26 protein-coding genes are annotated in these 25,383 nt (G+C 72.4%); 11 read left to right on the top strand and 15 right to left on the bottom strand.

The genetic code is table 11. The annotated features are described in order from the left end of the window. Positions 1-77 precede the first annotated feature (77 nt). On the bottom strand, positions 78-1,307 hold the full coding sequence (locus M8542_RS42995) for an NAD(P)/FAD-dependent oxidoreductase (RefSeq protein WP_257926156.1): 1,230 nt from the start codon (positions 1,305-1,307) through the stop codon (positions 78-80). A 160-nt stretch (positions 1,308-1,467) separates the two neighbouring features. Further along, complete coding sequence (locus M8542_RS42990; protein WP_504970538.1) at positions 1,468-1,950, bottom strand: RrF2 family transcriptional regulator; 483 nt, start codon at positions 1,948-1,950, stop codon at positions 1,468-1,470. A 128-nt stretch (positions 1,951-2,078) separates the two neighbouring features. Between M8542_RS42990 and M8542_RS42985 the strand changes: the two genes are divergently transcribed. Genes M8542_RS42985 through M8542_RS42975 form a run of 3 tightly spaced genes read left to right on the top strand, consistent with a single transcriptional unit; the run spans position 2,079 to position 3,759 of the window. Then, positions 2,079-2,837: an SDR family oxidoreductase gene (locus tag M8542_RS42985; protein ID WP_257926155.1), complete on the top strand. Its 759-nt coding sequence runs from the start codon at positions 2,079-2,081 to the stop codon at positions 2,835-2,837. 10 nt (positions 2,838-2,847) lie between these two features. Further along, positions 2,848-3,273 (top strand): hypothetical protein, encoded by a 426-nt coding sequence (locus M8542_RS42980; protein ID WP_257926154.1) that lies wholly within the window; start codon positions 2,848-2,850, stop codon positions 3,271-3,273. A 60-nt stretch (positions 3,274-3,333) separates the two neighbouring features. Continuing rightward, the gene (locus tag M8542_RS42975; RefSeq protein ID WP_257926153.1) at positions 3,334-3,759 is read left to right on the top strand and encodes an Asp23/Gls24 family envelope stress response protein; all 426 of its coding nucleotides are present in this window, start codon (positions 3,334-3,336) and stop codon (positions 3,757-3,759) included. Positions 3,760-3,762: 3 nt separating this feature from the next. On the opposite strand, the gene M8542_RS42970 is transcribed toward M8542_RS42975, so the two are convergent. After that, positions 3,763-4,329 carry a TetR/AcrR family transcriptional regulator gene (locus M8542_RS42970; protein WP_257926152.1) on the bottom strand — a complete coding sequence of 189 codons (567 nt, stop codon included), beginning with the start codon at positions 4,327-4,329 and terminating at the stop codon, positions 3,763-3,765. A gap of 89 nt (positions 4,330-4,418) precedes the next feature. Between M8542_RS42970 and M8542_RS42965 the strand changes: the two genes are divergently transcribed. Next, positions 4,419-5,576, top strand: a complete 1,158-nt coding sequence (locus M8542_RS42965) for an MFS transporter (RefSeq protein WP_257926151.1) — start codon at positions 4,419-4,421, stop codon at positions 5,574-5,576. On the opposite strand, the gene M8542_RS42960 is transcribed toward M8542_RS42965, so the two are convergent. Beyond that, entirely contained in the window at positions 5,563-6,144 is a 582-nt protein-coding gene (locus M8542_RS42960) for a TetR/AcrR family transcriptional regulator (protein ID WP_257926150.1), read from the bottom strand. The two genes, M8542_RS42965 and M8542_RS42960, sit on opposite strands and share 14 nt — an antisense overlap. 116 nt (positions 6,145-6,260) lie before the next feature. Between M8542_RS42960 and M8542_RS42955 the strand changes: the two genes are divergently transcribed. Both M8542_RS42955 and M8542_RS42950 read left to right on the top strand, forming a co-directional pair. Next, a complete protein-coding gene (locus M8542_RS42955; protein ID WP_257926213.1) occupies positions 6,261-7,799 on the top strand; it encodes an MDR family MFS transporter in 1,539 nt (512 codons plus the stop codon). Positions 7,800-7,811: 12 nt separating this feature from the next. Next, entirely contained in the window at positions 7,812-8,303 is a 492-nt protein-coding gene (locus M8542_RS42950; RefSeq protein WP_257926149.1) for a universal stress protein, read from the top strand. Between the two features lie 3 nt (positions 8,304-8,306). On the opposite strand, the gene M8542_RS42945 is transcribed toward M8542_RS42950, so the two are convergent. Beyond that, positions 8,307-8,756, bottom strand: coding sequence for a MarR family winged helix-turn-helix transcriptional regulator (locus M8542_RS42945; protein WP_257926148.1), 450 nt, complete (start codon positions 8,754-8,756; stop codon positions 8,307-8,309). 113 nt (positions 8,757-8,869) lie between these two features. On the opposite strand from M8542_RS42945, the gene M8542_RS50195 reads away from it, so the two are divergent. Next, on the top strand, positions 8,870-11,254 hold the full coding sequence (locus tag M8542_RS50195) for an FUSC family protein (RefSeq protein WP_276587899.1): 2,385 nt from the start codon (positions 8,870-8,872) through the stop codon (positions 11,252-11,254). Positions 11,255-11,453: 199 nt separating this feature from the next. Here the strand turns inward: M8542_RS50195 and M8542_RS42930 are convergent, their stop codons facing one another. Continuing rightward, on the bottom strand, positions 11,454-12,563 hold the full coding sequence (locus tag M8542_RS42930; RefSeq protein WP_257926147.1) for an FAD-dependent oxidoreductase: 1,110 nt from the start codon (positions 12,561-12,563) through the stop codon (positions 11,454-11,456). Between the two features lie 68 nt (positions 12,564-12,631). Between M8542_RS42930 and M8542_RS42925 the strand changes: the two genes are divergently transcribed. Then, entirely contained in the window at positions 12,632-13,315 is a 684-nt protein-coding gene (locus M8542_RS42925) for a TetR/AcrR family transcriptional regulator (protein WP_257926146.1), read from the top strand. Positions 13,316-13,411: 96 nt separating this feature from the next. Next, entirely contained in the window at positions 13,412-14,428 is a 1,017-nt protein-coding gene (locus M8542_RS42920) for a sodium:calcium antiporter (RefSeq protein WP_257926145.1), read from the top strand. Here M8542_RS42920 and pqqE read toward each other — a convergent pair. From pqqE to M8542_RS42875, 9 genes are all read right to left on the bottom strand, one after another. Next, positions 14,385-15,461, bottom strand: a complete 1,077-nt coding sequence (pqqE, locus tag M8542_RS42915; protein ID WP_257926144.1) for a pyrroloquinoline quinone biosynthesis protein PqqE — start codon at positions 15,459-15,461, stop codon at positions 14,385-14,387. The two genes, M8542_RS42920 and pqqE, sit on opposite strands and share 44 nt — an antisense overlap. Next, a complete protein-coding gene (pqqD, locus tag M8542_RS42910; protein WP_257926143.1) occupies positions 15,454-15,723 on the bottom strand; it encodes a pyrroloquinoline quinone biosynthesis peptide chaperone PqqD in 270 nt (89 codons plus the stop codon). The genes pqqE and pqqD overlap by 8 nt, the downstream gene beginning before the upstream one ends. A gap of 5 nt (positions 15,724-15,728) precedes the next feature. Then, positions 15,729-16,415, bottom strand: a complete 687-nt coding sequence (pqqC, locus tag M8542_RS42905) for a pyrroloquinoline-quinone synthase PqqC (protein ID WP_257926142.1) — start codon at positions 16,413-16,415, stop codon at positions 15,729-15,731. Between the two features lie 59 nt (positions 16,416-16,474). Beyond that, entirely contained in the window at positions 16,475-16,564 is a 90-nt protein-coding gene (gene pqqA / locus M8542_RS42900; protein WP_257926141.1) for a pyrroloquinoline quinone precursor peptide PqqA, read from the bottom strand. A 33-nt stretch (positions 16,565-16,597) separates the two neighbouring features. Next, entirely contained in the window at positions 16,598-18,298 is a 1,701-nt protein-coding gene (locus M8542_RS42895; RefSeq protein WP_257926140.1) for a PQQ-dependent dehydrogenase, methanol/ethanol family, read from the bottom strand. A 10-nt stretch (positions 18,299-18,308) separates the two neighbouring features. Further along, complete coding sequence (locus M8542_RS42890) at positions 18,309-18,770, bottom strand: MSMEG_3727 family PQQ-associated protein (protein WP_257926139.1); 462 nt, start codon at positions 18,768-18,770, stop codon at positions 18,309-18,311. 100 nt (positions 18,771-18,870) lie between these two features. Next, on the bottom strand, positions 18,871-20,982 hold the full coding sequence (katG, locus tag M8542_RS42885; RefSeq protein ID WP_257926138.1) for a catalase/peroxidase HPI: 2,112 nt from the start codon (positions 20,980-20,982) through the stop codon (positions 18,871-18,873). Between the two features lie 15 nt (positions 20,983-20,997). After that, positions 20,998-22,374 (bottom strand): DNA-binding protein, encoded by a 1,377-nt coding sequence (locus tag M8542_RS42880; protein WP_257926137.1) that lies wholly within the window; start codon positions 22,372-22,374, stop codon positions 20,998-21,000. Positions 22,375-22,467: 93 nt separating this feature from the next. Next, positions 22,468-23,358 carry a LysR family transcriptional regulator gene (locus tag M8542_RS42875; protein ID WP_257926136.1) on the bottom strand — a complete coding sequence of 297 codons (891 nt, stop codon included), beginning with the start codon at positions 23,356-23,358 and terminating at the stop codon, positions 22,468-22,470. 68 nt (positions 23,359-23,426) lie between these two features. Here M8542_RS42875 and M8542_RS42870 point away from each other — a divergent pair, with 68 nt between their 5' ends. Together M8542_RS42870 and M8542_RS42865 are read left to right on the top strand one after the other, a co-directional pair. Next, on the top strand, positions 23,427-24,281 hold the full coding sequence (locus tag M8542_RS42870) for an EamA family transporter (RefSeq protein ID WP_257926135.1): 855 nt from the start codon (positions 23,427-23,429) through the stop codon (positions 24,279-24,281). Between the two features lie 121 nt (positions 24,282-24,402). Further along, positions 24,403-25,380 (top strand): LuxR C-terminal-related transcriptional regulator, encoded by a 978-nt coding sequence (locus M8542_RS42865; RefSeq protein ID WP_257926134.1) that lies wholly within the window; start codon positions 24,403-24,405, stop codon positions 25,378-25,380. Positions 25,381-25,383: the final 3 nt, after the last annotated feature.

Below are 25,383 nucleotides of genomic sequence, written 5' to 3'. Positions count from 1 at the left end.
AGACGACCGTAACCGGCGATGCGCGGTGTTGGCAATGAGTGGCGAAACTTTCGAAAGCGTGCGGGACCCGGGATCGGTCAGCTCGCCCGCCGCTCCTCGGGCCGGTATTCGGGGAACTCCGCCTTCGGGCCCGCCTGCTCCAGCAACGCGGCCGGGTCGTCGACCGGCGGGTAGATCCATTCCGTGTTGATCGTGGTCTTCAGGTACTTGGCCTGCTGCTCGGTCATCTGCACCTCGCGGTCCCAGCCCGCGGTCACCACCGCGCCCGCCGGGCCGAGCGCGAGGCACGTCACGTACGGCATGGGCTGGAACGTGACCAGCGCTTCGCCGAGCAGGTCCGCGGCCACGTTGTGCCCGGCGAACTTGCCCTGCGGCACCGCGTGCTGGCAGCTCTGCATGACGACGCGCCCTTCCGCGGGCGACACGGCCGCGGCGGTGTCGCCCGCCGCGAACACCTCCGGGAGCCCGCGCACGCGCAGGTGCTCGTCGACGTCGAGGCGGCCCAAGCGGTCCTTCGCGCCCGGGATCGCGGCCGTGAGCGGGCTGGCGGTCATGCCCGCCGTCCACACCACCGTCGCCGCCGGGATGACCGAGCCGTCGGACAGCCGCACCTCGTCGCGGGTCACTTCCGCGACACTGACCCCGAGCCGCACTTCGACGCCGAGGTCGGCGAGCGCCTTTTCGATTGCCGGGCGCGGGCCCGGGCCGAGCTCGGGGCCGACCTCCTCGAGCCGCTCGACGAGCACGACCCGGATCCGGTCGGCCGGCGCGATGTCGCCGAGCCGGCCGATCAGCTCGGTCGCGATCTCGAGGCCGGTGAAGCCCGCGCCGACGACGACCGCGGTGTACCGGCCCGCTTCGGCCGGCCGCTCGGGGAGCCGCCGCAGGTGTGCTTCCAGTGTGGCCGCGCCGGCCAGCGTGTCGATGTCGAACAGGTGCTCCGCGCCGGGCACCTTCGGCCGGACGACCTGGCTGCCCGAAGCCAGCACCAGCCGGTCGTACGGGAGCTCGGCGGTGGTGCCGTCCCGGCGGATCGCGGTCACCGCGCGGGTCGCGGTGTCGATGCCGGTCACCGTCCCGGCCACCCGGCGCACGCCGATCGGGCCCAGCACGCGGTCGAGGGGCACCCGCATCCGGTCGGCGTCGGCTTCGTAGAGCCGCGGCCGGATGACGAGGTCGTCGCCCGCGGTGACCACCGTGATCCGCAGGTCCGGTTCGGACAGTCCGTGGGCTCGACGCAGTTTCGCCGCGCTCGCCGCGCTCCACACCCCGGCGAACCCGCCACCGACAATCAGGATATTTGACATCCAGGTTCTCCTTCCGCGCCGGCTTTCCGCGGCCGGCAAGCTGGACCTTAGAAACCTGGATATTCAATGTCAAGGTTTCGGCGGGACGGAGACGCCCGGAAACCGGCACCGGCAGGTCCTCGACGTCGAGCCCGGCGGGATCGGCTCCCGGGGCCGGCGTTCACCCCCGGCCGTAGGCCTGCCGGGCGAGCCGCGGGGCGGACGGCGCGTGGGCCTCGGCCGCCGCTTTGACGTCGGCGATGGTCTGGGCAGCCAGGGACCGCCGCCACTCCAGCTCGGCCCGCTGCATCGCCGCGTTCACCGCGCAGGTCTGGCGGAACGCGCTCTTGGGCGCGTTTTCCCCCATGCCCTGCTTGCGGATTTCGGTGCAGGCGAACGCGGGCTCGGTGCCTTCGATCGCGGTGACCACATCCATCAGGGTGATCTTCTCCGGCGGCCGCGCGAGCAGGAATCCGCCCTTCGCGCCGGGCAGCGACTCGATGATCCCGGCCCGGGCGAGCGCCTGCAGCTGTTTGTGCAGGTACGCCTGGGGAAGGTCGTAGCTGGCGGCGAGCCGCGCGGTGGGCACCGGGCGCTCGTCACCCGCCCAGGCGAGGGACAGCAGCACGTGCATCGCCCACTCGACACCCTGGTTCATCCGCACGCCGCGATAGTAGCAAAACCTGGACATCGAACATCGAGTTCACCCGCCGGTGTGACGGCGGCCGCACGCTGTCACGTTCCGGCGGGCTACTCAGTCTGGTGGGGGAAGCCGAAGCGAGGAGGACATCGATGCGGGTGGCAGTGGCCGGCGGAACCGGCCTGATGGGCAAGCTCGTCGTGCGTGAGCTGACCGAGGCCGGGCACGAGCCCGTCGTGCTCGCGCGGTCGAGCGGCGTCGACCTCACCACGGGCGCCGGGCTGGCCGACGCGCTGACCGGGTGCGCGGAGATCGTCGACGTGAGCAACATCGTCACGGTGCGGCGGAAACCGGCGGTCGAGTTCTTCGGCGGCGCCGCGCGCAACCTGGTCGCCGCGGGCGCGCGAGCGGGTGTCGGCCAGATCGTCACGCTGTCCATCGTCGGGATCGACGACGTCGACCTCGGCTACTACGCGGGCAAGCGGGCGCAGGAAGAGCACGTCAAAACCGGGCCGGTGCCGTGGACGATCCTGCGCGCCACCCAGTTCCAGGAGTTCCCCGAACCGCTCATCGACGACGCCTTCGGCCCGTTCGTGCCGGTGCCGCGCCAGCTTTGCCAGCCGGTGGCCGCCGTCGAGGTGGCACGGGCGCTGGGCGAGCAGGTCGGCCGGCCCCCGGCCGGCTACCTGCCCCCGCTCGCCGGGCCCGAACGGCTGCAGATGGTGGACATGGCGCGCCGGCTGGTCAAGGCGCGCCGCGTCCGGAAGGTCGTCGTGCCCGTCCGGCTGCCGGGGGCCGCGGGCAAGGCCATGACCGACGGCGGCCTGCTGCCCGCCGGCCCGCACCGCGAAGGCGTCCGCACCTTCGCCGACTACGTGCGCCAGGTCGAGCGCACCACCGAAACGTCCTGAAAGGTCACTGATGAACACCCTCGCCATCCGGCTGACGCTGGTGCTCCCGTTCCTCGAGCAGCTGGTCGTCGGCGCCTGGAACGCCTTCGCCCCGGAGAGCTTCTACGAACACTTCCCGACGGTGGACCTGAACCCGCCGTTCAGCGAGCACTACGCGCACGACTTCGGCGGCGCGACCCTGGGGATCGCGCTGCTGCTGGCCATCGCCCTGGTGAAGCCGAAGACGCACTTCGTCGTGCCGGCCGCCCTGGCGTTCTCGGTCTGGCAGGTGCCGCACTTCTGCTACCACCTGCTCCACACGGAACCGCCGACCACGGGGATGACGGTCTTCCTGCACACGGCCAACGGTGTGGTGGCGCTGCTCGGCCTGGCTCCGGTGCTGCTGGCGCTGCGGCGCGACCGGCGGCACACCACCGATCACCCGATCGGGGCGTGACGTTCCGCGGCGGCCGGGGTCCTTACCGCACAAGCATTCCCGCGACTCCCAGGAGCTGACATGACCACGACCGGCAAGACCGCGGCGGCCGCCGTCGCGCCCCGCACCGATCAGGGCGCGACGACCATCGCCGACGTCGTCGTGCAGAAGATCGCCGGCCTGGCCACCCGCGAAGTGGCAGGCGTGCACGCGCTGGGTGGCGGCGCGGCCCGCGCGTTTTCGGCGCTGCGCGAGCGCATCCCCGGCGCGACCGCCTCGGCGGGGCAAGGCGTTTCCGTCGAGGTGGGCGAAAAGCAGGCGGCGGTCGACCTGGAGATCGTGGTGGAGTACGGCGTGCCGATCGCCGACGTCGGCCGGTCCATCCGCCGCACGGTGATCACCGGCATCGAGCGGATGACCGGCCTCGACGTCGTCGAGGTCAACATCACCGTCTCCGACCTGCACCTGCCCGACGAGGAGTACGCGGAGAGCACGCGGGTGCACTGACGCTCAGGCGAGCAGCGTCCCGGCGAGGCGCTTCGCCACGCGGAAGGGCCGGGCGTCCTGGGCGACCACCGACTGGACGGCCGCGCCCTCCAGCAGGAGCATCAGCTCGTCTGCGAGGTCTTCGTGGTCCGCGTGCCCTGCGCCGAGCCGCTTGAGCTGCGCGGCCAGGTAGCCGCGCAGGGCGGTCTTGTGGTGGCGGACCACTTCCCGGACCGGGTCCGCGGGGTCGGGGAACTCCGAGGCCGCGTTGAGGAACGCGCAGCCGCGGTAACTCTCGGCCGACAGCCAGGTCTCGTAGGCGTCGAACACCGCCAGCAGCCGCACGCGCGGGTCTTCGCCGCCGGCCGTGATCGCGTCGACCTGCTCCTGCCAGCGCCGGTCGCGCTCACGCAGGTACGCGACGACCAGGCGGCTCTTGGAGCCGAAGTTGCCGTACAGCGCCGCCTTGGTCACGCCCGCCTCGGCCGCTACCGTGTCGACGCCGACCGCGTGGATGCCGTCCCGGTAGAACAACGTCGACGCCGCCTTGAGCACCTTCGCTCCGGCGTCGCCCGGACGCGTCCTCGCCACGTCGCCTCCATACCGCTCGGTTCTGGTCTCTACCTGCATCGATCGTAGCATTTCTTGACACCAGACAGACCTGTCTGTTTGGTGGAGTCATGGAGACGACGCATCGGTGGTGGCCGGCCGCCGCGGCCGGGGCGGGGGTGATCGCCCTCTGCTACGGGTTCGCGCGCTACGCCTACGGGCTCTTCGTGCCGCGGTTCGGCGAGACGTTCGGGCTGACGAGCGTGGCCGTCGGGATCCTCGGCGGCGTCTCGACCGCCGGTTACGGACTGGGCCTGCTGGTGTCCCCGAAGACGGCGGCGCGGTCCGCGCGCGGCACGGTGGCACTGGCCGGGGCCGCGGCGACAGCCGGTCTCGCGGTGATGGCCGCGGCCGGCAACGTGGTGGTGTTCGGCGCCGGGATCTTCGTCGCGGGCGCGAGTGCGGGACTCGTGTCGCCCGGGGTCGCCCAGGTCATCGGCGAGAGCGTCGGGGTGCGCCTCCGCGCGCGGGCGCAGACGTGGGCGAACACGGGCACGGGCCTCGGGCTCGCGGCGTCGGCGTTCACGCCGTTGCTCGCGTTCGGCTGGCCCACGATCTGGGCGGCGTTCGCGGCCCTCGGCGCGGCGATGACGCTGGTCGCGTGGCGAACCCTGCCTCGCACCGAGCCCGCCGAGGTGGCCTCGGGCCCCGCCCGCGGAGTGACGCCGCTGGTGGTCAACTCCGTCCTCATCGGCGTGACGAGCGCGCCGTACTGGACGTTCTCCAGCTCCCGGCTGACCGAAGCGGGCCTGGGTCCGGTCGCGACGACGTGCTGCTGGGCCACGATCGGCGTCGTCGGCCTGCTGGGCGGCCTGGCCGGCCGGGGCGCGGAACGTCGCGGGCTGCGGACGGCGAACCTGGCCACGTGGACGCTCGCCGCGATCGGCATCGCCCTGCTCGCCTTACCCGCTCCCGGACTGCCGGTCGCGCTGGTTTCGAGCGCGCTGTTCGGCATCACGTACATGGCGCTGACGGGACTCTGCATCCTGTGGGCCACCAGGGTGTTCCCCACCCACCCGGCCCGCGGCGTGACGTGGTCGTTCGCCGGGCTGGGCATCGGCCAGACGGTGGCCTCACCGCTGGCCGGCGCGGCGGCGTCGGTCCTGGGGCTGGGCGCGGTGTTCGGGCTGACCGGGCTGCTCGCGTTGCTCGCGTGGACCCAGCTGCACCCCCGTCTCGCCCCGGCCCGAGAGGCACGTGTCACCGCCGGCGCGACTACCGGAAGCTGACGCTGCCGAGCAGCCGGTCCACCAGCTCCGGCAGCGGCTGCTCCCCCGGCGCCTCCAGCCACAGCACGCTCCCGGTCCGCAGCGCGGCCAAGAACGTCGCCGCCATGAAGCGGGCCGACTCCTCCGGCACGTCCCGGCTGCGCGCCGTCAGCACCGCCGCCAAGTCTCGCTCCAGCGCTATCTGGTCCCCGGCCTGCCGAGCCAGCAGGGACGGGTGCCGTCGCAGCAGGCGCAGCTGGGCCACCCACACGCGGTCCGGGACCGCCCCGGCCCGGAACAGCTCGCCGCTCGCGCTCCGCAGCGCCTGCCACGGCTTCTCGGCCGACGGGCGGTTCTCGACCAGGGACACCAGCATCCGGGTGCGCTCGCGGTCCGCGTGCAGGATCGCGTCTTCCTTGTTCGCGAAGTAGTTCGAGAACGTCCGGCGGGACACGCCCACCTCGTCGGCGATGTCTTCGACCGTCACGTCGTCCAGGCCGCGCTCCATCGCCAGGCGCAGCGCCGCCTCGTGCAGCGACTGGCGGGTCGCCGCCTTCTTGCGGGTGCGCAGGGTGTCGACGGCGTCCATGCGGTCAGCGTAACCAGCGGGAATAAACTTCCCATTGCGCAAGTTTGCACAGTGGGCAATAATTTACCCGAACGTGAAGGGGTGCTGTGAAAACCGAAAGAAACGCCGACGGGGCGATGCGGCACCGCGAGGTGCTCGAGTCCCTCTCCGGGCTGCTGCTCGCGCTCTTCGTGGCCATGATCAGCTCGACGGTCGTCTCGACCTCGCTGCCGCTGATCATCGGCTCACTGAACGGGACCCAGACGCAGTACACGTGGGTGGTCACCGCCACCCTGCTGGCCGCGACCGCGACCACCCCGATCTGGGGCAAGCTCGCCGACCTGTTCAACAAGAAGACGCTGGTCCAGGTCGCGATCGTGATCTTCGTGCTCGGGTCGATGATCAGCGGGTTCAGCCAGGACACCGGGCAGCTGATCGCCGCGCGGGCGTTCCAGGGCATCGGTGTCGGCGGCCTGCAGGCGCTGGTCCAGGTCGTGATCGCGGCGATCATCCCGCCGCGGGAACGCGGCCGCTACAACGGCTACCTCGGCGCCGTGATGGCCGTCGCGACGGTCGGCGGCCCGCTGCTCGGCGGCCTGATCGTCGACGTACCGTGGCTGGGCTGGCGCTGGTGCTTCTTCGTCGGCGTGCCGATCGCGGTGCTCGCGTTCGTGGTGCTGCAGCGCACGCTGAAGCTGGAGACCGTGCGCCGCGACGACGTCCAGGTCGACTACGTCGGCGCCGGGCTCATCGCCGCCGGCGTGAGCGTCCTGCTGATCTGGGTCTCCTTCGTCGGCAACTCCTTCGACTGGCTCTCCTGGCAGACCGCCGTCATGGTGGCGGGCGGGGTCGTGCTGCTCGCGGTCGCCGTGCTGGTGGAGACGAAGGTCCGCGAACCCGTCGTGCCGCTGAAGATCGTCGTGCAGCGCACGCCGGCGCTGGCGATCGTGGCGAGCCTCGCGGTGGGCATGGCGATGTTCGGCGGCGCGGTGTTCCTGGGCCAGTACTTCCAGATCGGCCGCGGGTTCACCCCGACCGAAGCGGGCCTGCTGACCATGCCGCTGATGGCCGGCGTGCTCGTGTCGTCCACCGTCTCGGGCCGGCTGATCAGCAAGACCGGCAAGATCAAGCCCTACATCGTGGCCGGCACCATCATCCTCGTCGTCGGGTTCCTCGGGCTCGGCACAGTCGACCACGCGACGTCGCTGTGGCTGGTCGGCGTCGCGATGGCGGTCGTCGGCATCGGGGTCGGCATGACCATGCAGAACCTGGTGCTGGCCGTGCAGAACGACGTCCCGCTGCGGGACCTCGGCGCGGCGAGCGCGACGGTCACGTTCTTCCGGTCCCTCGGCGGCACCATCGGCGTCTCGGTGCTCGGCGCCGTCCTCGCCAACCGGGTGACCGCCGACCTGACCACCGCACTGCACGTGCCCGAAGGCCAGGCGTCGACCGGCGGGGTCAGCGCGTTGAACCTGAAGGCGCTGCCGCCGCAGATCCAGTCGGTGGTGCACACCGTGTACGGCGACGCGACCGCGCACATCTTCCTGATCTCCGCGGCCGTGGCCGTGGTCGGCGTGATCGCGGCGCTCCTGCTCAAGCCGATCACCCTGCGCACGACCATCGACCTCGGGGCGCGCGCGGACGAACCGGCCACCCCGGAAACCAGCGTGCGGTAGGAGCGGGCGACGATGACCGGCAGCGCGGCCGACCCCACCGCCTTTCAGTCCACAGTGGAACGGTTCGGCCCGCGCCGGGACCCCGCCGCGCGGGCCATCCTGGCCGGGGTCGACGGCACCGACACCGCGATGCGGGCGGCGTCCTTCGCCTTCGGCCTGGCCCGGCGCCAGGACAGCCGGCTCATCGTCGTCTTCGTCGCCTGCCCGGCGCCGCTGGTCCCGCTCCGGCCGGCGGTGGCGACGCTGATCGAGCACGACACCGCGACCCAGATGTACGCCGAGCTGAGCGACCAGATGCGCACGGCGGCCGAGGAGCTGGCCGTGCCGGTCACGGTGGTGCGGGCGTTCGGCGACCCGTACACCACCCTGCGCGACACCGCCGACCGCTGCCACGCCGACACGGTGGTGGTCGGCGCGTCGCAGAAGGCGGGACACCGGTTCGCGGGCTCGGTGGCGACGAAGCTCATCCGGGCCGGGCACTGGCCGGTGCTGGTGGTGCCCTGAGCTTCAGCCAGGCAGCAGGCTGACGTCGAACTCGCGCGCGACGGCCTGGTTGTAGCGGGCGAACGACTCGCCGATCACACGCAGCTCGTCCTCCGGCACGCCCTCGAACATCGCCGTCAGGTTCGCGCGCCGGCGCGCGTGGACGCGACGGGCGCGGGTGCGGCCCTCCGGCGTCGCCACGATGATGCTCCGCCGGCGGTCCTCGGCCGCCGGCGTCCGGTCGACCAGGCCCGCCGACGTCATCGCCGACACCTGGCGGCCCACCGTCGACGGATCGAGGCCCAGCTTCGCCGCCAGGGTCGTGATGTCCGCCGGGCCGGTCACCTCCAGCGTGCGCAGCAGCAGGTAGCCGGCGCGGTCCAGCTCGTCGTAGACGTCGGTGCGGCGGCTGAGCAGCTCGAAGTTGCGCACCATGACCGCGGTGTGGGCCTCGATGAGGTCGAGCGCGTCCATGCCGAGAACCTACCTTCCGGCCGATTGCCCGCCCAGCCGACATATCGGTACCATACCGGTAATTGTCGGCATGATACCGACATCTTCGGCCGGAGGTAGGAGAAGTCACTCGGATGGGACGCGCGTCGGCGACGGTGCACCGGATCAGGGACAAGGCGATCGGCTCGGACCCGGGGCTGACCCGGTTGTGGAGCGCGGTCTCGGCGGCCGTCGCCATGACGACCGGGCTGGCCGTCAACTACCTCTACGCGCGGCTGACCGGCGCCGGCGCGCAGGCCACCCTGGTCGCCGTCCTGCTCGGCGCGATCACCGCGATGATGGGCTCGATGGCCCTGAGCGGCACCGGCGTGTGGCCGAAGGTGCGCACCGCCGCGTTGTTCCCCGTCGCGATGGGGCTCGGGATGGTGGTCGGCGTGCTCGTCTCGCCGCACACCGACCTGATGCTGGCGGTGTTCGTCGTCGTGATGTTCGCCGCGGTGTTCGTCCGGCGGTTCGGCGTCCCGTTCTTCTTCTACGGCTTCATGGTCTGGATGGGCTACTTCTTCGCCGCGTTCCTGCACGCGACGCTCGGCGGGCTGCCCGCGATGCTCGTCGCCGTCGCCATCGCGAGCGCCTGGGTGCTGCTGCTCTCGCTCACCGTGCTGCGCGGCAGCCCCGCGCGCACCCTCGCCCGCACGCGACGCGCGTTCGGCGCGCGGGCCCGCGCCGTCGTCCGGCGTTGCGCGCACCTGCTGGAGGACGACCGGTCGCTGCGGCGGGTGCACGCGGCGCAGGCCCGGCTCGCCGAATCCGCGTTGATGATCGAGGCGTGGTCGGCGGAGGTGCCGGTGCTCCCGGACGCCGTCCCGGCGGCGGCGATCCGGCGCACGACGATGGACGCGCAGCTCGCGATCGACCTGCTCGTCTCGGCCTGCACGCAGCTGGCCGCCGAACCGGACGCCGACCTCGTCGCCGGCGCGGTGGGCGTGCTGGACCTGTTCGCCCGCAACGACTACGCGGCCGCCGGCCGGGCGGCCGAGGCGCTGCTGGCGCGGGCGGGCACGTCCCCGGCGCGGCTGGTGGCCGTGGCGGTCACCGACTACCTCGACGTCGTGCGCCGCGCGGACCGGGACGGCCTCACCGGCGACTTCGAGCCCGCGGTGACGATCGCGATGGGCGCGCTGCCCGGGTCGGCCGCCGCGGCCGGCGACGTCGAACCCCGCGGCGGCGCGTGGAACCCGTTGCGGCGCCTGGATCTCACCACCCGGCAGGCCGTGCAGGTGGCCGTGGCGGGCGGGCTCGCGATCGTGCTCGGGCGGCTGCTGTCCGAGCAGCGCTACTACTGGGCGGTGATCGCCGCGTTCGTCGCCTTCACCGGCACGGCGACCCGCTCGGAGGTGTTCCTCAAGTCGGTCAACCGCGTGCTGGGCACCCTGGTCGGGCTCGGCGCCGGCATCGCGCTCGCGCACCTCACCGCCGGGAACACCGCGGCGGTGCTCGCGGTGATCGTCGGCAGCATGTTCTGCGGCTTCTACCTGCAGCGGCTGTCGTACGCCTACATGATCTTCTTCGTCACGATCATGGTGAGCCAGCTCTACAGCGTGCTCAACGAGTTCTCCCCCGGCCTGCTGGTGCTGCGGCTGGAGGAGACGGCGATCGGCGCGGCCGTCGGCATCGCGGTCGGCCTGGTGCTGACGCCACTGAGCACCCGCGACACCGTCCGCACGGCCGAACGCACCCTGCTGCGCACGTTCGGCGAGCTGCTGGCCGACGTCGCCGAGCGGCTCGAGGGCGGCGTGCCCGACCTCGACGCGCGGGTCCGCGTCCTGGACAACGACCTGCGCCAGCTCCGCCTGGTGGCGGCGCCGCTGGTGGCGGCCGTGCCGTGGGGCGGCGGTTCGCGCACCACCCGCCACCGCCTGACGCTGGCGGCGACGCTGGTGCAGCACACGCACCGGCTGGTCGCCCGCCTGCGCCGGCCGGCCGAGGTGGTCCCGGCGGCGGCCGCGCGGGCGCTGGCCGAAGTGGCGACGGAGGCCGCCGACGACGGGGACGTCGTCGCCCTGCTCGGGTCGGCGGAGGCCACGCTGGGCCGGCACTGCGCCCACGCGGACGAGCCGGTGCTGCTCGAGCTGATCCACCTGCGCCGGCTGCTGCACGAGCTCGTGACCGGCGTGCTCGCCGAGCCGGTCACGCCGTGCGTGACGGAGATCCGCGGCCGGGTCCACAACGCACTCGGCGCACCACTGCCCGGCGCGACCCTGACGTTGGTGGACACCCACGGCAGGCAGACGTCCCGCGCGACTTCGGCCGCGGACGGGTTCTTCGCGCTGGAGGCCCCGCACGCGGGCTCGTACGTGCTGATCACCGCGGCGGACCGCCACGGCCCGGCCGCCTCGACGGTGCCGGCCCACGGCCGCGCAGTGGTGCAGGACATCTGGCTTTCGGCGGCGCGGACTTCGCCACCGATGCCGGCGTCCCGGCGGCAGTGCCACCGCCGGGACGTCCGGCTGCGCTGAGGCCGGCGCCGGCGGGGAGAGCCGGCCCGGGCGGCGGCCAACACCCGGCAACACCAGCAACCTCGCCCACGCCCCCGCCGACAGCGCCACCACCGAGACACCCGGCCGCGCTGAGGTCAGCCCGGCCGGAAGAACCAGCCCGACCGTCGGCGGCGCTCTACCCCAACCCGACCCGAAGAACCAGCCCGGCCACACCACCTCAGCCCGGCTGGAAGAACTCCAGCAGCCGCCGGCTCGCGTCCGGGGACATCAGCAGCTCCTGCATCTTCGCCGACATCCGGGCCGCCGCGCCGGTGCGTTCGAACATCTCGCGCTCGTACTCCTCGATCGCGGCCGCGTGGTCGCCGGGGTGAGCCGCCAGCGCGAGGGCCAGCAGCGCCCCGTCGAGCAGGGCCATGTTCGCGCCCTCCCCCACCGGGGGCATCAGGTGCGCCGCGTCGCCGAGCAGGGTCACGTCCGGGCGCGACGGCCAGGTCAGGCCGATGGGGAGCGTCGTGAGCGAGCGGGGCTGGACCAGGTCGTCGCAGGCGGCGATCAACGCCGTGAACCGGGTGTCCCAGCCCGCGAACAGGTCGATCAGCCGCGCCCGGGTGGCGGCCGGGTCGTCGAACGGGATGCCGGCCGTGGCGAACCAGTCCTCGCCCGTGTTGTAGAAGCTCAGGCCGATGCGGACGCGGCCGTCGCCGTTGCGCTGGGCCGCCAGGGACTTCCCGTCGCCCAGCACCCAGTAGTTGCCGCGGCCGACCATCGCCGCCAGGTCCGGGTGCGTGCGGTCGATGTCGGGGATGCCGATCTCGACGGCGTTCTGGCCGAGGTGCGCCGGGCGGGCGTCGGTGAGCAGCGCGCGGACCCGGGAGTTCGCGCCGTCCGCGCCGACCAGCAGGTCGTAGCCGGCGCTGCCGCCACCGGCGAAGCGCAGCACGCCGTCCTCGGCGGACTCGTACGCGTGCCCCCAGCGCACCGTGCCTTCGGGGAGGGCGTCGAGCAGCAGGTCACGCAGGTCGGCGCGGTCGACCTCGGGCCGCAGCATGGGGGCGTCGTCCGGGGTGTCCTCCTGCAGCAGCAGGGTGCCGTCCGGCTCCAGCAGCCGCATGTCCTGGCCCTCGCCCCGGGCGATCGCGAAGAACTCGTCGATCAGGCCGGCCTCGCGCAGCGCCCGCTGACCGGAGTGGATGTCGAGCATGCCGCCCTGGCCGCGGGCTTCGCGCGACGCCTCCCGTTCGTACACGACGGCTTCGATGCCATGGACGTGCAGCACCCGCGCGAGCGCCAGGCCACCCAGCCCGGCCCCGACGATGGCGATGGTCATGGATCCCCCTTCGATACACCGTATTGACAGATACACTGTATCGCACGGTGCGTTGTATCGTCACCGCCATGGTGGTGTGGGAGCGGCCGGAGCCGCCGGACCGGCCGACCCCGGCCCCGCTGAGCCGGGAGCTGATCGTCGGCGCGGCGACCCGGCTGGCCGACGCGGCCGGCCTGGACGCGGTGTCGCTGCGCAAGGTCGCCGCGGCGCTGGACGTCGGCCCGATGCGGCTGTACGGCTACATCGCCACCAAGGACGAGCTGCTCGACCTGATGCTCGACGCGGTGTACGCGGAGATCCGCCCGGCCGGCGACGACTGGCGGGAAGTGCTGCGGTCACTGGCCGAAGCGACTCGCCGCGCGGTGCACCGGCACGAGTGGCTGGCCGATCTGATCGGCGGCCGCCCCCAGCTCGGCCCGCACGCATTGGCCCGCGGCGAAGCCGTGGTGGCCGCACTGGACGGCGTCGACCTCGACCTCGTCATGCCGGTGGTCTCCGCGGTCGACGCGTACGCGATCGGCGCGGTCCGCCGCGAGATCGCCGAGCGGCGCGCCGAACGCACCACCGGGCTGGACAAGCTGCAGTGGCAGAAGGCTTTCGGGCCGTACCTGGAGCGAACGTTCGCGACCGGCAAGCTGCCCGCACTGGAAAAGGTCATCCGCGACGCGGCCCACCTGGACGCCGACGAAACGTTCCACATCGGCCTCGGCTTCCTCCTCGACGGCATCGGTGCGAGCCTGCGGAAATCGTAGGAGTTCCTTGCCGCCGAACGGGCGTAGCCGAATCTTCGGTGACCTGCCACGATCGGAGATCGGGTCGATGATCGGCGGAAGGGAAACGCCGAAACCATGTCCATCGTGCTCTTCGTCGCCGGTGCCGCGCTGCTGATCTTCAGCGCGGAGAAGCTGATCGCCTACCTCGTCGGCGCCGCGGCCGGGTTGCGTGTCTCCCTCTTCCTGCTCGCCATCGTCTTCACCGGAATCGAATTCGACGACGTCGCCCTCGGGGTCACGCTGAACGTCGAAGACCTCGGCGACGTCGCGCTCGGGACCGTGTTCGGCACGGCGATCTCGATGATCGGAATCGTGCTCGCGCTCGCCGCGATCGTTTCGCCGACGCGGGTCGACATTCCGCGGCCGTACCTCGCGTTGTTCGCCGTCGCGCCGCTCGTGCTGGTTCCGTTCGTGCTTTTCGGGCAGCTCACCCCGCTTTACGGCGGAGTGCTCGTGCTGCTGTTCGTGCTCTTCATCGGCTATGTCGCTTCGCGGGAGCTCAAACGCACCACACCCGTCTTCCGCAACGCGGAAATCCTCGAAAGAGTCGGCGGTCCACGCGAGACCGCCGAACCGCCGTTCCCCGTTTCGATGCCGTTCACCAAGGACCGCCCGGTGCCCGGCTGGGCCGCGCTCGGGCTCGCGCTCGTCGCGCTGGCCGGTCTCGTCGCCGGTGCCGCCGTCACGAGCTACGGCACCGAAGGCATCCTGGCCGACTACCACCTGCAGGGCGCGCTCTTCGGCGCCACCATCGCCACGCTCGTGCTCACCCTCGAAGACGTGTTCCTCACCGTCGAACCCACCCGCAAAGGCGCCCCGGAACTCGGCGTGGGCAACGTCATCGGCAGCGTCGTCTTCGGCGTGACGGCGAAGCTCGGCATCATCCTGCTCGCCGGCGGCGGCATCGTCATCGGCGACGACGTCCTGACCTGGCACCTCCCGGTGCTCGTCGGCATGACCGCCCTCGCCGCGTACTTCCTCTACACGAAGAAATTGCGGCGCTGGCACGGGTTCCTGTTGCTCGCGCTCTACATCGCCTACTGGGCCCTCAGCTTCGCACTCTTCGGCGGGGCACCGGTGGAGGCGGACTGACAGCGTCGTCGTTCGCCGCTTCGACCGCCCGCACGACGAGGTCGTGGTCGGGCGAGAGGTGGCAGACCGGGTCGGTGCGCGCGGCGTCGCCGGTGAGCTGGAACGCCTGGCAGCGGCAGCCGCCGAAGTCGACCTCGCGCCGGTCGCAGCCGCGGCACGGTTCCGGCAGCCAGTCCGTCCCGCGGAACGCCGTCATCACCGGCGCTTCGGCCCAGATCCGCGCGAGCGAGTCCGCCCGCACACTGGCGCGTGGCAGCGGCAGGGTGTGCGCGGCCGGGCACGGCAGGACGTCGCCGGTCGGCGTCACGGTCAGCTGACGGGCCGCCCAGCCGCCCATGCAGGGCTTCGGATAGCGGCTGTAGTAGTCGGGAAGCACGTAGATCACTTCCATGCGCAGCCGCTCTCGAGCGGCCCGGACGACGGCCTCGGCGGCGTCGAGCTGGGCCCGGCTCGGCAGCAGCGCCGCCCGGTTGCGCCAGGCCCAGCCGTAGTACTGGGTGTTGGCCAGCTCCACCCGGTCGGCGCCGGCCGCCTCGGCCAGCTCGAGCAGCTCGGCGACGCGGTCGATGTTTCCCCGGTGCAGCACCACGTTCACCGTCAGCGGCCGGCCGAACTCCTTGACCAGCCGCATGGCGTCGAGCTTGCGCCGGAACGCCGGGAGCCCGGCGATGCGGTCGGCCAGGACGGGCTCGTCGGCCTGGACGCTGACCTGCACGTGGTCCAGGCCGGCGTCGAACAACCGCTCGGCCCGGCGCCGCGAGAACCCGAGGCCGCTGGTCACCAGGTTGGTGTAGAGCCCGAGATCGTGTGCGGTGGCCACGATTTCGACGAGATCGCGGCGCACCAGGGGTTCGCCGCCGGAGAGGTGGCACTGCAGCACCCCGAGGTCGGCGGCTTCGCTCAGGACTCGCTGCCACTCCTCGGTCGTGAGTTCGTCGGAGTATTCGGTCAGGTTCACGGGGTTCGAGCAGTACGCGCAGGCCAGCGGGCAGCGGTAGGTGAGCTCGGCCAGCAGCCCGAACGGGCTAGGCATCGGAGAACTCCACGCAGTGCCGGGCGACGAGCCGGGTCAGGAACGTCCGGACCTCGTCGTCCGGGACACTCCCGTAGCGCGCGCCGAGCTCGGCCACGACCTCGGCCACCGTGCGCTGCCCGTCGCACAGCGCGAGGATGTCCGCGCCGCTGCCGTTGAGCACCACGACCGTCTCCGGCAGCAGCAGGACGGGCCGCTGCCGGGCCCGGTCGAAGCTCAACCGGACGTGGCGCGCCAGCCGTGGCCGGTCCGTTGCGGACACCGCGATCACTCCGGGTACGCCCGGTCGATGGCGTCCAGCTGGCTCCACAGGACGTCGCACTTGAACGACAGCGCGTCGGCGGCGAGGGCCTGCGCCTCGGCCGTGCGGCAGTGCTCGGTGACCACCTCGAGGGCGTGCTCGCAGTCGCGCGGGGCCTGTTCGAGGCGGTTGCGGAAGTACGCGAGCCCCGCCGGGTCGATCCACGGGTACCAGGTTTCGAACGCGGCCAGCCGCCGCCCCATCAGGTCGGGCGCGAACAGCTCGGTCAGCGACGACGCGACCGCCTCTACCCACGGCCGGGTCCGGGTGAAGCTCACGTAGGCGTCGACGGCGAACCTCACGCCGGGCACCAGGTGCCGGTGGTCCTGGACCTCTTCGCGGGTCAGCCCGGCGGCTTCGCCGAGCCGCAGCCACGCCTCGATGCCACCCTCCCCGGCGTGCCGGCCGTCGTGGTCGGTGATCCGGCGGATCCAGCGGCGGCGGACCTCGACGTCCGGACAGTTCGCGAGGATCGCCGCGTCCTTGCGGGGGATGTTCTCCTGGTAGTAGAAGCGGTTGGCCACCCAGCCCCGCAGCTGCGCGCGGCTCAGCAGGCCCGCGTTCATCCGCACGTGGAACGGGTGCTGGTCGTGGTACCGGCGCGCGTGGGCGCGCAAGGTGTCGACGAAGGCGGTCTCGGCGGTGGTCGTCACGGCGGTGCCCCTCCCGGTGGGGCGGCGCCGGACCCGGGGCCCGGCGCCGCCTGCGTGTGTCAGTCGGCCAGCTGGGCGACGTACATCGTCACCTCGGGGGCGACGGCGATCTCGTCGAACTCGGGCGTCTCCCAGGCAACGGGCTCCATGGCTTCACCTCCTCCGCCGGGTTTCCCGGCCGGTCACGAAGTTTCCGGCAGGGCGAAGACGATCAGGGCGCTGCCGTGGCCCGCGCCGAGCATGCCGGGCAGGAACCCTTCGGCCCAGCCACCCCAGCCGACCGGCACGGCGACGTACTGCCGTCCGTCGACCGAGTACGTGGTCGGGCTGCTGTGGTGGCCGCTGCCGCACTGGAACTGCCACAGCAGCTCGCCGGTGTGCGCGTCGAGGGCGTTGAACTCGCCGGAGGGCTCCCCGGCGAACACCAGGTCACCGCCGGTGGCGAGCGTCGAGGCGCACATCGGGAGTTCGTTGCGCCAGCGCCACTTCTCCTCGCCGCTCGCGTCGAACGCGCTCACCGAGCCGGCCATGTCGTCGATGTCGACGGCGACCCCCGCGCCCCAGTACGGGATGCCTTCCCGGAACTCCCGGCGGCGGCGGGTGGCCGTGGCGCCGGTGTCCTGCACCGGGACGTAGAACAACCCCGTCTTCGGGCTGTAGGACGCGTGCGTCCACTCCTTGGCGCCGGCCGGTCCCGGGTAGAAGTGGACGGGCTCGCCCTCCTTGTCCGGGTACACCTTGGCCGTGACCTTGCCGTCGCGCGTGATCGCGCCCCAGGTGATCCGGTCGACGAACGGCGTGATCCGCACCAGCGACCCGTCGGTGCGGTCGAGGACGAAGAAGTAGCCGTTCTTGTCGAAGTGCCCGAGCAGCTTGCGGTCGTCCTGCTCGAACAGGATGCACTCGGCGATGCTGTCGTAGTCCCACAGGTCGTGCGGCGTGCACTGGTAGTGCCAGCGGATCCGGCCGCTGTCGACGTCCACGGCGACGATGCTGTCGGTGTGGAGGTTGTCGCCTTCCCGGACCTCGCCGTCGAAGTCGGGCGCCGGGTTGCCGGTGCCGACGTAGAGCAGGTTCGTCTCCGGGTCGAACGTGCCGGTGAGCCAGCAGTTCGCGCCGCCCCGCGCCCACGCTTCGCCGTCGGCGGGCCAGGTTTCCGAGCCGGGCTCGCCCGGCTTCGGCACCATGTAGCAGCGCCACTGGTGCTCGCCGGTCTCGAGGTCGAACGCGTCGAGGTGCCCGCGCACGCCGAACTCGCCGCCGGAGCTGCCGACGATGACCAGGTTCTTCACGATCAGCGGCGCGACCGTGGCGCTTTCGCCGGCGCGGACGTCGCCGTAGGTCTTGGCCCAGACGCGCTTGCCGGTCGTGGCGTCGAGGGCGATCAGCCGCGCGTTCGCCGCGACGAAGTAGACCTTGCCCGCGGCCACCGCGACCCCGCGGTTGACGTTGCCGCAGCACAGCGACACGTCGAAGGGCACGGCGTGCTTGTACCGCCAGATCTCCACGCCCGTCTTCGCGTCGAGCGCCCACACCCAGCCGTCCCAGCCGGAGAGGAACATGATCCCGTCGACGACGATCGGGGCGGCTTCGAAGGAGTAGGTCGACGCGCCCGCGATCAGCCCGGTCGTGCCTGCCTGGAAGATCCACGCGGGGACGAGCCGCTTGACGTTCTCGCGGGTGATCTGGTCCAGCGGGCTGTACCGCTGCCCGTCGTAGGCGCCGTAGTAGGTGATCCAGTTGTGGGGTTCCTGGCGGGCGTTGAGGATCCGCTCGTACCCGAGCTCGGCGACCACCGGTGGGGCGATCTCGCCGCCGGCCACCTTGCCGCTCAGCTTGCCCTGGTCGATGGCCTCGCCCGCGTCCACGTACTCGACGGTCATCTCGTCCTCCTCACGGCCGCGGCTGCTGGGGTCGGTCGAGCCGGGCCTCCGGCGGCGCGTCGCCCAGCACGACGATCGCGCCGGTCAGTCCCCGGCCCTCGTCGTTGCCGGTGGGCGAGCTGAACCAGTAGTAGCCCGGTCCGTCGAGGTCGAGCGTCGCGCGGCCCCGGGAGTGGTTCACCAGCCAGATGAACTTCCGGTCGCCGTTGCTCGGCAGCAGGGCGCAGTGCGTGTTGCGGTCGTCGTTGATCAGCTCGAGGTCGATCTCGCCGCCGTGCGGCAGGACCAAAATGGACGGATCCCAGGTCAGCTCGTCCGGGTTGATGCGGATGGTGGCCTGCATCCGCCCACCCGCGCCCTCACTGGCCTGCCCGATGTTCCCGGTGCCCAGCACACTGCCGAGCGCCGCCTTGTTCTGCGCGTCCAGCCCGATCTTGTTCAGCAGGTCGGTTCGCTCCTGAATGCTCGTCATCGCACCCGTTGTCCTCCTCACCGCGATCTCCGTGGGGGAACCAAGGACGCTACGCCGGGCGAGGCGGCCCGGCGGGTCCCCGCCGTTCACCAGCCGACGGCTACCGTTCACCCGTGACGTCGTACCGGTCGAGGTCCATGACCTTGGCCCACGCGGCTACGAAGTCACGCACGAACTTCTCCGCCGCGTCGTCGCTCGCGTAGACTTCCGCCACCGCCCGCAGTTCGGAGTTCGCCCCGAAGAGCAGGTCGACGCGGCTGCCGGTCCAGACGAGCGCGCCGGTGTCCCGGTCGCGGCCTTCGAAGACCTCCCCGGCCGGCTGCCATTCGACGCGCATGTCCAGCAGGTGCCCGAAGAAGTCGTTGCTCAGCACCCCGGGCCGGGTCGTGAACACCCCGAGCGGCGACCCGCCGTGGTTGGCGCCCAGCACCCGCAGGCCGCCCACGAGCACCGTCATCTCCGGTGCGCGCAGGCCCAGCAGGTTCGCCCGGTCGACCAGCTGCTCCTCCGGCGTCCACCGGCCGCGGATCCCTTCGTAGTTGCGGAATCCGTCGGCGGCGGGCTCGAGTGCCGCGAACCACTCCGGGTCGGTCTGCTCCTGCGACGCATCCGTGCGTCCCGGTGTGAACGGGACTTCCACGGTGTGGCCGGCAGCTTGTTCGATGGCGGCCGCGCCGCCGAGGACGATCAGGTCGGCCAGCGACACCCGCACACCGACGGTTTCCCGGACCGCTTCCAATGTGCGGAGGACCCGCGCGAGCCGGCCGGGTTCGTTGACCGCCCAGCCGCGCTGCGGCTCGAGCCGGATGCGCGCGCCGTTGGCGCCACCGCGTTTGTCGCTGGTGCGGAACGTCGAGGCCGACGCCCACGCCGTGGCGACCAGCTCGGCGACCGACAGCCCGGACGCGAAGATCGCCCGTTTGAGCAACGCGATGTCCGCCGGGGACACGAGTTCGTGGTCCACCGCGGGCACCGGGTCCTGCCAGGGCAGCCGTTCCGCCGGCACGAGCGGGCCGAGGTAGCGCTGGATCGGGCCCAGGTCGACGTGCGTCAGCTTGAACCACGCCCGGGCGAACGCGTCAGCCAGCTGCTCGGGGTGCGCCAGGAAGCGCCGCGCGATCGGCTCGTAGCCCGGGTCCACGCGCAGCGCGAGATCCGTCGTCAGGACCGTCGGCGCGTGCGTTTTCGCCGGGTCGTGGGCGTCCGGGACGGTGCCGGCGCCACCGCCGTCGCGCGGGATCCACTGCCACAGCCCGGCCGGGCTCAGCTCCAGGTCCCACTCGTAGCCGAACAACGTCTCGAAGAAACTGTTGTCCCAGCTCGTCGGGGTGGGGGTCCAGGTGCCCTCCAGCCCGCTGGAGATCGCGTCCGCGCCCTTGCCGGCGCCGTAACCGCTGCGCCAGCCCAGGCCCTGCGCCTCGAGGGCGGCGCCTTCGGGTCCCGGGCCGAGGTGGGTCTCCTCGGCGGCGCCGTGGGTCTTGCCGAACGTGTGCCCGCCCGCGATCAGCGCGACGGTCTCCTCGTCGGCCAGGCCCATCCGGCGGAACGTCTCGCGGATGTCCCGGGCCGAGGTGAGCGGGTCCGGGACGGTCCGCGGCCCCTCCGGGTTGACGTAGATCAGCCCCATCTGGTCGGCGGCCAGCGGCTGCTCCAGCTGCCGGACGCCGCTGTGCCGCTCGTCGCCCAGCCAGACGCGCTCGGGCCCCCAGTAGACGTCGTCGTCGGACTCCCAGCCGTCTTCACGCCCGCCCGCGAAGCCGAAGGTCCGCAAGCCCATCGATTCCAAGGCTCTGTTGCCGGCGAAGACCATCAGGTCGGCCCAGGAGATCTTGCGGCCGTACTTCTGCTTCACCGGCCAGAGCAGCCGGCGGGCCTTGTCGAGGTTCCGGTTGTCCGGCCAGCTGTTCTGCGGGGCGAACCGCTGCAGCCCCGCGGCGATGCCGCCGCGGCCGTCGGCGACGCGGTAGGTCCCGGCCGCGTGCCAGACCATCCGGACCACGAGCGGCCCGTAGTGACCGAAGTCGGCCGGCCACCAGGCCTGGGAGGTCGTCAGCAGCTCGTCGACGTCGGTGGCCAGCGCGTCGAGGTCGAGCGCGCGGAACTCGGCGGCGTAGTCGAAGCCCGCCCCCATCGGGTCGGCGACGCCCGCGTGCTTGCGCAGGACCCGGAGGTCGAGCCGGTCCGGCCACCATTCGCGATTGCTGTCGGGCACGGGGTTCCCTCCCGCTCAGATGTTCAGCGCGCGACGCACGGCGGGCGCGTTGCGCCGGGAGACCGGCACCGGCTCGCCCGGCCCGTCCGCCATGACGAGCGACAGCTCGCCCTTGGGCCCGCGCTCGATCTCCTGGACGCGGCCGAGGTTCACCACGTACCGGCGGTGCACCCGCAGGAATCCGGCGTCCGCCAGCTCGGCGTCGAGCTTGTCCAGGCTCGGCGACGCGGCCCGCAGCCGCCCGCGCGCGGTGGACAGCCAGACGTCGTTGCCGTCGGACTCGGCGAGGGACACCTCGGGCAGGCCCAGCAGCACCATCCGGTTGTCCCGCAGCCCGACCAGCCGCCGCGGCCGCGCGCGGGGCGCGTCCGACGGCGGCAGCTGCGCGCCCTCCGCGACGCCGAACGAGACCAGGTGCCCGATCAGGTGCGCGGAGGAGAACACGGGCCGGAAGCTGATCGCGGTCGGCTCGTCGGCGAGGTGGGTGAAGATCCGCGTCGAGCCGACCCAGCCGGGGTTGCGCGTGGCCTGCTCGCTGGCGTGCCGCGCGGCGGTGATCAGCTCGGGCAGGCCGGGGGTCCAGCGCAGGGTGGCGTCGATGGCCGGCGTGGCCGCCGGGACGCCCATGAGCACGCTCGCGGTGTCGTCCGCGATCACCGCCTTGCCCGCGGTATCGACCGCCGCCAGCGGCGCGGCGGAGCGGGCGCCGGCCTGGGTGTAGGCCGCGACCAGCTCGGCGCCGCTGTCGCGGGCGCGGCGCTTCAGCGCACGCTGGGTCTTGGCGACCGCGTTCGCCAGCCACCCGCCCGCCGACGGCGGCAGCCGGTTGCGCCAGCAGGACAGGTTCAGCCCCGCGATCGGCTCCCCGGTCACCACGTCCCGCACCGCGATGCCCGCGCTGACCCAGCTGTGGAAGGCCTGGCACCAGTGCTCGGCGCCGCTGATCAGCACCGGCCCGTGCGCCTCGAGCGCCGTGCCCATGCCGTTCGTCCCCGCCGCGCACTCCGACCAGCAGAACCAGGGCGCCAGGTTGAAGTCGGTGGCCCGGGTGAGCGTGGCCGGGTCGCCCCACTCGCCGAGGATCCGGCCGGCGGCGTCGGTGACGCTGACGACTCCGCGCAGGTTGCCCATTTCGTGCGCGACGGACGCGGCGCGGAACCCCAGCTCGGCGAAGACGACGTCGTGTTCCGGGCCGTGGTCGCGCCCACCGGCCGCCACCGGCGCCTCCGTCAGGTGGGGGTCGACGCGGTACTGCTCCCGGCAGCGGTGCCAGGAGATCGCCACCACGGGCCGGACGCCGGGCACCTGGTCCTCGCCCCGCACGAACCGTTCCCACGCCTCGAACACGGCGGCGCCACCCGGGCTCGTCGCGGTCCGCTGGGCATCGAGCATGGTGGGCGACCACCTCGTCACTGCGTCGGATCGGGTTTCCACTGTAAGGACGATCTCCCGGCGCCCCGTACCGCCAATAGACGCAGAAAGCGCTTAACGCACCAGTAGCCCCAGCACCAAAGCGAGTGGTGGCCACACTTCCCGGCCGCGACGGGTGCAGGCGAACGCCCGCTGCCGCACCTCCGGCGCCGCGAGCGGGAGTAGCGCCACCCCGGGTTTCGTTTGACGGTCGGCCGGCAGCAGGCCGACGGCGGGCGCCGGGCCCGTCGCGATCAGGTCTTCCACCAGCTCCAAGCTGTCTGCGCGGTGGGTCACCCGCGGCGTGAACCCCGCCATCGATGCCAGCCGGCGGACCACGTCCTCGTCGGCGCTGTTGCGGGAGTTGACGATCCAGCCGTGGTCGTGGAAGGCCGCGAACACGGCCAAGGTGTCCTCACCGCGCTCGGCGGCGGCGTCGGCCGCCGGGACGGCGAGGCTCCACCGGGATGTCCACAATGGACTCATGGTGACCGCCGGGTCGGCGTTGGCCGGCGCGAAGTCGTAGTCGTAGGTGAGGGCCAGGTCGACGTCGTCGGCCAGCAGCGCCGCGAACGCCTCGTGCGGCTCGTACTCGCTGATCCGCAGTTCGACCTGCGGGTGCTCCACGGCGAGCCGGGCCGCCGCCGGGAGCACCGAGCGCCGCACGGCCGTGGCGAACCCGGCGACGCGCACGGTGCCGGCCGGCTCGGCGTGCGGGTCGAGGTCGGCGCGAGCGGCCTCCACGGCCGCGAGAATCGTCACAGCGTGCTCGGCCAGGCGGCGGCCCGCGGGGGTGAGCCGCACGCGGCGGCCGTCCGGTTCGAGCAGCGGCGCGCCCGCCTCCCTCGCCAGCACCGCCATCTGCTGCGACACCGTCGAAGTCGTGGTGCCGAGCACGTCCGCGACGGCCCGCATCGAGCCGTGGCGGGACAGCTCGAGAAGGAACCGAAGCCGGCGAGTGTCCATAAATCCCGAACGGTACATCCACGATCAGCACGTGGACACGAACGGTCTCGATGGGTTTTCCTGGCGTCGTGCTCTCCTCGACCCGTACCGGAGCGGCCTTCGCGGTCGCCGCCATGCTCTGCGTCCAGCTCGGCCTCGCCGTGTCCGTTGGCCTGTTCGACCGCGTCGGTCCCGAAGGCGCGGCCTGGCTGCGCCTGGCGTGGGCCGGGGTGCTGCTGCTGGTCCTGGTCCGGCCGCGGCCGTCGTCGTTCCGGCGGGCCACGTTCCTCGCCTGCTGCGGGCTCGGCGTGGTCACCGCGGGGATGACCATGCTGTTCATGGCGGCGGTCGAGCGCCTGCCGCTCGGCACGGCGAGCGCGTTGGAGTTCCTCGGGCCGCTGACCGTGGCGGTCACCCGCGGGCGCGGCGGCAAGCGGCTGTGGCCCGTGCTGGCCGCGGTCGGCGTGGTGCTGCTGACCGAGCCGTGGCGCGGCGGCGCCGACCTGGTGGGCGTCGGCTACGCGCTGGCGTCCGCGGTGTGCTGGGCGTGCTACATCCTGCTGACCCAGCGGGTCGGCGACGAGGTGGCGGGCGTGCGCGGGCTCGCGGTGTCGATGCCGGTGGCGGGCATCGTGGCGACGCTCGTCTCCGGGCCGGCGGTGTTCGGGCACCTGACGTGGGAGCTGCTGCTCGCCGGGCTCGGGCTGGCGGTGCTGCTGCCGGTGATCCCGTTCAGCCTGGAGATGCTCGCACTGCGGCGGCTGAACACCTCGGCGTTCGGCACGCTGATGAGCCTGGAGCCGGCGATCGCCCTGACGATCGGGTTCCTGGTGCTGCACCAGGTCCCGAACCCCGGCGCGGTGGCGGGCGTGCTGTTCGTCGTCGCCGCCGGGGTCGGCGCGGAACGCACCGGGGCCCGGGAACCGGTCAAGCAGCTGGTTTAGGCGTGGGTTTCCATCGGAACGCCTCCCTCCGCCGTCCACCGTGGCAGCACGGTGGCGGCGGCTCCATCGCTCCCGGAGCGACCCGATTGCCCCAGCGGCCTCAGCCCCGGATGATGGCCGCGTGGCCGCGGAAGAGACGGACAAGCCGGCCCGGCTTCGGGTCGACGCCGAGACGACGCTGATCCTGCGCGAGGCGTTCCACAAGATCGACGCCAACTACCGCGGCGACCACTACGGCCTCTACGACTACGCCCGCGCGGTGATGAGCAAGATCGTGCCGCTGGACCACTTCTACATCGGCTTCTTCCACGGCGCGAACCGGGTCCGCTACCCGTACGGCTACGACGGCGGCATGTACACCGACCCGGCGTCCCACATCTACGGGCCGCACGGCCAGGCGGCGTGGCTGCTGAAGCACCGCCAGACGTACCGCATGCAGTACGACAACGGCGCGGCCCTCAACGCGGGCGTGGCCTCGGGCGACACGAGCCGCGCGTCGGCGGACGCGGTCACCACGCCGCTGTTCCGCCGCGGCCGCGTGTTCGGGATGATGTCCATGCAGAGCTACCGCCCGGACACGTTCGACGACAATTCGGTGCGCGCGTTCGAATGGCTGGCCGACCTGGTGTCCCGCGTGCTCACGACGGAAGCGGACGACGTCGACGCCCTGCGCCGCCTCCCGGCCGACGTCGAGGACGCACCCCAGCTGGTCACGGCGGACCACATCGTCGAGCTCCTGTCGTCCCGGGTGGCCGACGTCCGCCAGCGCGCCCAGGCGGCGCTCGAGCTGCCGGACGCACCCGCCCTGCGCGAGGCACTGCAGCGCATCGTCACCGACTGCCAGCAGCTCCAGTCGGACCTGGTGGAGCTGACGCTGAACATCGACAACGGACCGGAGGAACGCTTCCGTTCCCTGACGGCGGCCGAGCAGGGGGTCGCGGTGCTGCTGAGCAGCAACTTGCCGAACGAGCGGATCGGCCGCGAGCTGGGCATCAGCCTGCACACGGTGAAAACGCACGTCCGCAACATCCTGGCGAAGTACGAGATGAGCAGCCGCACCACCGTCGCCGACGATGTCCGGAAGCACCTGGCCCGCTGACGG

Origin of the sequence: Amycolatopsis iheyensis (genome assembly GCF_024703995.1) — a bacterium.
Lineage (GTDB): Bacteria > Actinomycetota > Actinomycetes > Mycobacteriales > Pseudonocardiaceae > Amycolatopsis > Amycolatopsis iheyensis.
This window is presented reverse-complemented; position numbering and strand designations above follow the sequence as displayed.

Bases quoted from the DNA above. Each gene is read 5' to 3' on its own strand.
- M8542_RS42955 (WP_257926213.1), top strand. From the start codon at position 6,261: ATGCGGCACCGCGAGGTGCTCGAGTCCCTCTCCGGGCTGCTGCTCGCG.
- M8542_RS42930 (WP_257926147.1), bottom strand. From the start codon at position 12,563: ATGACCATCGCCATCGTCGGGGCCGGGCTGGGTGGCCTGGCGCTCGCG.
- M8542_RS42945 (WP_257926148.1), bottom strand. From the start codon at position 8,756: ATGGACGCGCTCGACCTCATCGAGGCCCACACCGCGGTCATGGTGCGC.
- M8542_RS42890 (WP_257926139.1), bottom strand. From the start codon at position 18,770: ATGACGAGCATTCAGGAGCGAACCGACCTGCTGAACAAGATCGGGCTG.
- M8542_RS42950 (WP_257926149.1), top strand. From the start codon at position 7,812: ATGACCGGCAGCGCGGCCGACCCCACCGCCTTTCAGTCCACAGTGGAA.
- M8542_RS42965 (WP_257926151.1), top strand. From the start codon at position 4,419: ATGGAGACGACGCATCGGTGGTGGCCGGCCGCCGCGGCCGGGGCGGGG.
- M8542_RS42920 (WP_257926145.1), top strand. From the start codon at position 13,412: ATGTCCATCGTGCTCTTCGTCGCCGGTGCCGCGCTGCTGATCTTCAGC.
- pqqE (WP_257926144.1), bottom strand. From the start codon at position 15,461: ATGCCTAGCCCGTTCGGGCTGCTGGCCGAGCTCACCTACCGCTGCCCG.
- M8542_RS42960 (WP_257926150.1), bottom strand. From the start codon at position 6,144: ATGGACGCCGTCGACACCCTGCGCACCCGCAAGAAGGCGGCGACCCGC.
- M8542_RS42875 (WP_257926136.1), bottom strand. From the start codon at position 23,358: ATGGACACTCGCCGGCTTCGGTTCCTTCTCGAGCTGTCCCGCCACGGC.
- pqqA (WP_257926141.1), bottom strand. From the start codon at position 16,564: ATGGAGCCCGTTGCCTGGGAGACGCCCGAGTTCGACGAGATCGCCGTC.
- M8542_RS42980 (WP_257926154.1), top strand. From the start codon at position 2,848: ATGAACACCCTCGCCATCCGGCTGACGCTGGTGCTCCCGTTCCTCGAG.
- M8542_RS42975 (WP_257926153.1), top strand. From the start codon at position 3,334: ATGACCACGACCGGCAAGACCGCGGCGGCCGCCGTCGCGCCCCGCACC.
- M8542_RS42985 (WP_257926155.1), top strand. From the start codon at position 2,079: ATGCGGGTGGCAGTGGCCGGCGGAACCGGCCTGATGGGCAAGCTCGTC.
- M8542_RS42880 (WP_257926137.1), bottom strand. From the start codon at position 22,374: ATGCTCGATGCCCAGCGGACCGCGACGAGCCCGGGTGGCGCCGCCGTG.
- M8542_RS42895 (WP_257926140.1), bottom strand. From the start codon at position 18,298: ATGACCGTCGAGTACGTGGACGCGGGCGAGGCCATCGACCAGGGCAAG.
- M8542_RS42925 (WP_257926146.1), top strand. From the start codon at position 12,632: ATGGTGGTGTGGGAGCGGCCGGAGCCGCCGGACCGGCCGACCCCGGCC.
- M8542_RS42995 (WP_257926156.1), bottom strand. From the start codon at position 1,307: ATGTCAAATATCCTGATTGTCGGTGGCGGGTTCGCCGGGGTGTGGAGC.
- M8542_RS50195 (WP_276587899.1), top strand. From the start codon at position 8,870: ATGGGACGCGCGTCGGCGACGGTGCACCGGATCAGGGACAAGGCGATC.